The organism is Sedimentibacter acidaminivorans, from assembly GCF_017873955.1.
GTDB lineage: Bacteria > Bacillota > Clostridia > Tissierellales > Sedimentibacteraceae > Sedimentibacter > Sedimentibacter acidaminivorans.
The window spans coordinates 25,012-31,627 of sequence record NZ_JAGGKS010000013.1; the positions used below are offsets into that span (position 1 = coordinate 25,012).

Here is a 6,616-nt window from a genome sequence, read left to right on the forward strand (position 1 = left end):
GTACAAGATGCAATAGTTAAGGAGATAAAAATGTTTTTTGATAACATATTAAACATAGAAGAATGTAAAAGTTTAAAAGATGTTAAGCTTGAAAAAATAGAGGTTGTTAAAAAAGACAACACAATAAGGGTATATGCTGACTCGGATAGCATCATAGATTTTTCTGATGTAGATTATGCTATAAATACAATAAAAAAACACTACAATAACTCTATTAATTTAGAAATAATAATAAAATACAATGTTGAAGAATCTTTTTATAATAAAAAAGATTTTGTGATAAATAAAATAAAAAATAATTTTTATTATTTAATAAAAAAAAGCTCCTTTGTTCTTAATAAAGCAATAAACAACATTGTTATCGATTTTATTGATGATAACTTTATTTTAAATATTTGCAATGAACTCTTATTATCGGAAATTAAAAAATTAAAAGTTGAAGAAAATTTCAAAAAAATACTAAGACAATATAAGTTCCCTATAAGTGTAAGAGTTAATTATAATGATGAAACCGAACATGAAGCAGCTATTACAGTACAAAAAATATTTGATGAAGAACTCAAAAAAAGTAATGAAATTATACAAAACTCAAGTGCAATAGGTGAAAAAAAACCGCCACAAAAATATAAAGCAGATAATTCAGATGGATTTAAAAAGCCATATAGGTCAAGAAAAAATGAAAGTGTTGATTTTAATGGGATATCTGTTTCTAAAATGTCAGAAATAACCGATGAATCAGGAATGGTAAATGTTAAAGGTAAAATTATAAATTTAGATAAAAGAGTATTAAAAACAGGTAGCACACTAATGATAATTAACGCTACTGATCTAACTGACTCTATAAGTGCAAAATATTTTTGCCCTAAAGATTTCAATGATGCCGATTTTGAAAAGGGAAGACAAGTTCAAATAGTTGGAAATGCTGAATTTGATGAATATGAAAAGCAGCTTATTATAAAAGTTAAAGGCATGCAAATAATAGAAAATGAAGAACCAAGTAGAATGGATACTGCAACAGAAAAAAGAGTTGAACTTCATTTGCATACTGGCATGAGTTCAATGGATGGTATCAATGGATTTAAGGACTATGCTAAAAAAGCTAAAAAATGGGGACATAGAGCTATGGCAATCACAGATCACGGTGTAGTTCAAGGATTTCCAGAAGCCATGAATTGTGCAGATGATAAATTTAAAGTTATATATGGAATGGAAGGATACTTGATTAATGATAATGTTTCTATTTCTCATAAATGTGATAATATAAATTTAGATGATGAATTTGTAGTTTTTGATATAGAAACAACAGGATTAAATTCACACAAAGATGATATTATAGAAATAGGAGCTGTAAAAATTAGAAATAAAAAGGTGATAGATAACTTTTCAACATTTGTTCACACAAATAAAAATCTACCTGCAAAAATTATTGAACTAACATCAATTACAGATGATATGCTAGTTGGACAACCAGATATAAAAATTGTATTAAATCAATTTCTTAATTTTGTAGGAGAAAGAGGAGTGCTTGTAGCACACAATTCTAATTTTGATGTAAGTTTTATAAAAGATAAAGCAAGGACATATTTGAATATGGATTACGACCCATCAGTTGTTGATACTTTAGAACTTTCTAAAGCATTAATGAAACAGGTTAAAAATTATAAATTGAATACATTAACCAAAAAACTTGGAATAAAATTAGAAAACCATCATAGAGCTGTTGATGATGCTCAGGCTACAGCTTATTTATTTATTAATTTGTTAAATATGCTTAGTGATAGAGAAATATATGATATGGGAAGTATAAATAGGGTATTGAAAGAAGAAATAGACATTGTAAAGCAGTCATCATTCCATGTTAATATTCTTGTAAAGAATTATATTGGGCTAAAGAATTTGTATAATCTTGTTTCGGAATCCCATTTAAAAAATTTTTATAAGAAACCTAGATTATTTAAATCAATTTTGAATAATAAAAGAGAAGGTCTTATAATTGGAACAGCATGTGAAGCAGGAGAATTATATAGAGCGATACTTTCTGGTGCAAACGAAGAGAAAATAGAAGAAATAGCTTCATTTTATGACTTTTTAGAAATACAACCACTTCAAAATAACATGTTTCTTGTTAGAAATGGAAGAGTAGATGATATAGAAGAATTAAAAAATATTAATAGAAAAATTGTTTTTTTAGGAGAAAAGTTGAACAAGCCTGTCATAGCAACAGGAGATGTTCATTTTTTAGAAAAAGAAGATGAAGTTTATAGAAGAATTCTTATGTCTGGTCAAGGCTTTAGTGATGCTGAAGAACAGTCACCGCTATATCTTATGACAACAGATGAAATGTTAGAAAACTTTTCTTATTTAGGAGCAAATAAAGCATATGAAGTAGTTGTAAAAAATACTAATTTAATAGCTGATTTGGTTGAATTTATTCTACCTATACCAAATGGTACATTTCCTCCAATTATCGAGGGTTCTGATGAAGAATTAAGGAAATTATCATATGAAAAGGCAATATCAATTTATGGAGATCCAATACCAGAAATAGTTAAAGCAAGATTAGATAGAGAACTTAATTCCATAATAGGTAATGGATATGCAATCATGTATATCATTGCACAAAAACTAGTTAAAAAATCGAACGAAGATGGATACTTAGTAGGCTCGAGGGGATCTGTTGGTTCATCATTTGCGGCTACTATGAGTGGTATAACAGAAGTTAATCCACTTGTTCCTCACTATATATGTCAAAGTTGTAAATACTCAGAATTTTTTGAGGATGGTTCATATAGTTCAGGTTACGATTTACCAGATAAATCATGTCCTAAATGTGGTGCTAATTTAGTAAAAGAAGGTCATGACATACCATTTGAGGTTTTCTTAGGATTCGAAGGAGATAAGGAGCCAGATATAGATTTAAATTTTGCTGGTGAAGAACAAGGAATTGCCATGAAATTTACCGAAGAACTTTTTGGTGAAGGAAAAGTATTTAGAGCCGGAACAATAGGTACAATTGCAGACAAAACAGCATATGGATTTGTTAAAAATTATTTTGAAGAAAAAGGAATTTTAAAACGAAGGGCAGAAATAGATAGGTTAATAAGTGGATGTCTTGGAGTTAAAAGGACATCTGGTCAGCATCCAGGCGGAGTAATGGTTGTACCAAGAGATAAGGATATTCATGACTTTACGCCAGTTCAGTATCCAGCAAATAATGATAAGTCAGGTACCATAACTACTCATTTTGATTATCATTCCATATCGGGACGTATTCTTAAATTAGACTTGCTTGGTCATGACACACCAACTATAATTCGTATGTTAGAGGATTTTACAAATATAAACAGAGATGATGTGCCAATCGATGACTCTGAAACAATGTCTATATTTACAAGTCCTAAAATTTTTGGAATAACATTAGATGAAATTAATTGTGAAACAGGAACTTTGGCAATTCCAGAATTTGGAACACCATTTGTAAGACAAATGATTATGGATACAAAGCCAAAATCATTTTCAGATTTAGTTAGAATAAGTGGTCTTTCACATGGAACTGATGTGTGGTTAAATAATGCACAAGATATAATAAAAAAGGGATATGCAGAAATTGGTGGCGTTATTTCTACTCGTGATGATATAATGACTTATTTAATACAAAAAGGCGTTGCAAAGAAAAAGTCTTTCGATATTATGGAGCGTGTAAGAAAGGGTAAAGGACTAAGAGAAGATGATGAAGCAGCAATGAAAGAATGCGATGTGCCACAATGGTATATTGATTCTTGCAATACTATAAAATATATGTTCCCAAAGGCACATGCTGTGGCATATGTTACTATGTCAGTAAAAATAGCATATTTCAAAGTCCACTATCCAGAGGCATTTTATGCAACATATTTTACAATGAAAGCTGAAGATTTTGATGCTGATATAATTACAAAGGGTGAAAATAATATATTAGAAAATATAAAAATTCTAGAAGCAAAAGGTAATGATAAAACTGCAAAAGAAAAAAATATTATTACCGTTCTTGAAGTAGCATTGGAGATGTATAAAAGAGGAATCAAATGTGAAAAAGTTGATTTATATAAATCGGATGATAGAAAATTTATGATTTCGGAAGGTGGCAAAGGAATAATTCCACCACTAGTGGGGCTACAAGGTCTAGGAGCAAATGCTGCCACGAACATAAAGATAGAAAGAAAAATTAAAGAATTTATTTCAATAGAAGATATATCTAAAAGGGCTAAAGTGAGTAAAACAGTAATAGAAGTGATGGAAAAGCATGGTTGTTTAAAAAATTTAGATAAAACTAATCAAATTTCAATATTTAATGTTTAACACGCAATTTTGGGGACGGTTCTTTTCAATTTTGGGGACGGTTCTTTTTGATTGAAGCTCTGCTTCGATCAAAAAGAACCGTCCCCAAAATTCGTTGGCTTTGCTATGGGGGATTTTATACTTTAAACAATACCCATAAAATATTCTACAGTTATTGCAACGATTACAACTAAAGCTGATATAATAAATCCGTGCAGCATTGGTGCTACTCCTGATTTTCTCATTTCATTAAAACTTGTATTTAATCCAATAGATGCAAGTGCAGCAATCATTAAAAACTTGCTAAGTTCTTTTGCCATAATTGAAATTGAATTAGGAATAATTCCAAAACTATTGATAATTGTCAATGCGACAAATCCTAAAATAAACCATGGAAAAACAGATGAAATATTAACTTTTAAATTAATACTTGTGTTATTCCCTACTTCAAGTGCTTCTTTTTTCTTTAATCTAATATTAATAAGAGCAAAAATAACAACAACAGGAATAATTGATAGTGTTCGAGTTAACTTCACCATAGTCGCAAAGTCTCCTGCTCCTTCGCTAAATGCAAAACCAGCGGCTACAACACTTGAAGTATCATTAACGGCTGTACCGGCCCAAAGTCCATATGCCATATCCGAAAGCCCCATCCATTTACCCATAATAGGAAAAAGCAATATCATTACCATATCAAATAAAAAAGTCGCTGACAATGCATAAGCTATATCTTTATCTTCTGCATCGATAACGGGAGCTATTGCTGCTATTGCAGAACCACCACAAATTCCTGTTCCAGAGGAAATTAGATTTGATAATTTCCAGTTTAAACCTAATAAACGACCAACTATATACCCACCGCCAAAACATGTTAGTAATGTAAAACACATAACCGTCAATGATAATTTACCTACTGTTACAACTGTGTTTATACTCAACGAAGCACCCAGTAAAATAATAGCGAATTTCAATATTTTTTTTGATGTAAATTTCAAACCAGGTTTAATAATTTGATTTGGCTGTTGAAAACTGTTAATTATCATACCAATGAAAAGTGCAATTACAGATGCACCAATAATGTGGATTGGCAATAAGCTTTCTATATACTTTGCAATTGCTGCTATTAATAATGCAATAATAACCCCCGGAACCAGTTTTAATATTTTATTTAACGTACTTTTTTCAAACATAATATTCCCTCCATTTGGTACTATTTAATTTTTATATTGATTCTAGCATAGCTTAGTGATAAAATCTAATAATCAAATGTTATTTATTGATAATATAAATTTATGGGAGGAATTGTGTTAGATTACAGAATTAATACTTTTTTGCAACTATGTGACCTAATGAACTATCGTAAAACAGCAGAACTGTTACATATGACACAGCCTGCAGTAACTCAACATATTCATTTTTTAGAAGAAGAGTATAACTGTAAGTTGTTCATTTATAATGGTAAAAAATTAAAAAAAACAAAAGCAGCACATCAGCTAGAAGCATATGCACGTTCAGCTAAATACACAGAAAATATTTTTAAAAAAGAAATCATAAATGAACCGTTAACTGAACTTAGAATTGGTGCAACAAAAACGATTGGAGAATATGTTATTACAGAACAAATTAGAGAATTATTTCATAACGATAAATATACATTATCGTTAATCGTAGATAATACAGAGAATTTATTATATTTACTTGAACATAATAAACTTGATTTTGCACTAATAGAAGGATTCTTTGATAAACAAAAATATAGCTATATGCTGTATCGTAAAGAACCATTCGTTGGCATTTGCAGCAAAACACATCCATTTGCTCAGAGAAATGTATCCTTTGAAGAGTTGTTTAAAGAAACTTTAATTGTAAGGGAAAAGGGATCAGGGACAAGAGCTATTTTTGAGCAAATTCTTTTTGAGCACAATTTCACATTAGAATGTTTTAAAAAACAAATTTGTATAAGTAGCTTTCAATTAATTAAAGAACTTGTTCTTACTGAGAATAGTATTTCATTTGTATATGAAGCTGTTGCAAATAGTGATAATGATTTATCATCTTTTGCAATTGGTGATAACTGTATTACACGAGAATTTAACTACGTATATCTTAAAAATACAAATGCACAAAAATATATTTCGTTATTTGAAAATAAAGAGGACAAATAACTCAGGGGACGGTTCTTTTTGTTTGAAGGTATTCCTTCAAACAAAAAGAACCGTCCCCTGAGTTAACAAAAAGAACCGTCCCCTGAGTTAACAAAAAGAACCGTCCCCTGAGTTAACAAAAAGAACCGTCCCCT

Annotated in this window: 3 protein-coding genes; 2 read left to right on the forward strand and 1 reads right to left on the reverse strand. The window is 29.9% G+C overall.

Going from position 1 to position 6,616, the window contains the following annotated elements; all coding sequences use genetic code 11:
- The first annotated feature begins 30 nt into the window (after nucleotides 1-30).
- On the forward strand, nucleotides 31-4,338 hold the full coding sequence (locus tag J2Z76_RS16145) for a PolC-type DNA polymerase III (protein ID WP_209513093.1): 4,308 nt from the start codon (nucleotides 31-33) through the stop codon (nucleotides 4,336-4,338).
- A 122-nt stretch (nucleotides 4,339-4,460) separates the two neighbouring features.
- Here J2Z76_RS16145 and J2Z76_RS16150 read toward each other — a convergent pair whose 3' ends face one another.
- Nucleotides 4,461-5,507: a YeiH family protein gene (locus J2Z76_RS16150; protein WP_209513094.1), complete on the reverse strand. Its 1,047-nt coding sequence runs from the start codon at nucleotides 5,505-5,507 to the stop codon at nucleotides 4,461-4,463.
- Nucleotides 5,508-5,621: 114 nt separating this feature from the next.
- On the opposite strand from J2Z76_RS16150, the gene J2Z76_RS16155 reads away from it, so the two are divergent.
- Entirely contained in the window at nucleotides 5,622-6,482 is an 861-nt protein-coding gene (locus J2Z76_RS16155) for a LysR family transcriptional regulator (RefSeq protein ID WP_209513095.1), read from the forward strand.
- Nucleotides 6,483-6,616 lie beyond the last annotated feature (134 nt).

What these genes read in the sequence shown, in the direction of transcription:
- J2Z76_RS16145 (WP_209513093.1), top strand. Translation starts at nt 31, where the DNA reads ATGTTTTTTGATAACATATTAAACATAGAAGAATGTAAAAGTTTAAAA.
- J2Z76_RS16150 (WP_209513094.1), bottom strand. Translation starts at nt 5,507, where the DNA reads ATGTTTGAAAAAAGTACGTTAAATAAAATATTAAAACTGGTTCCGGGG.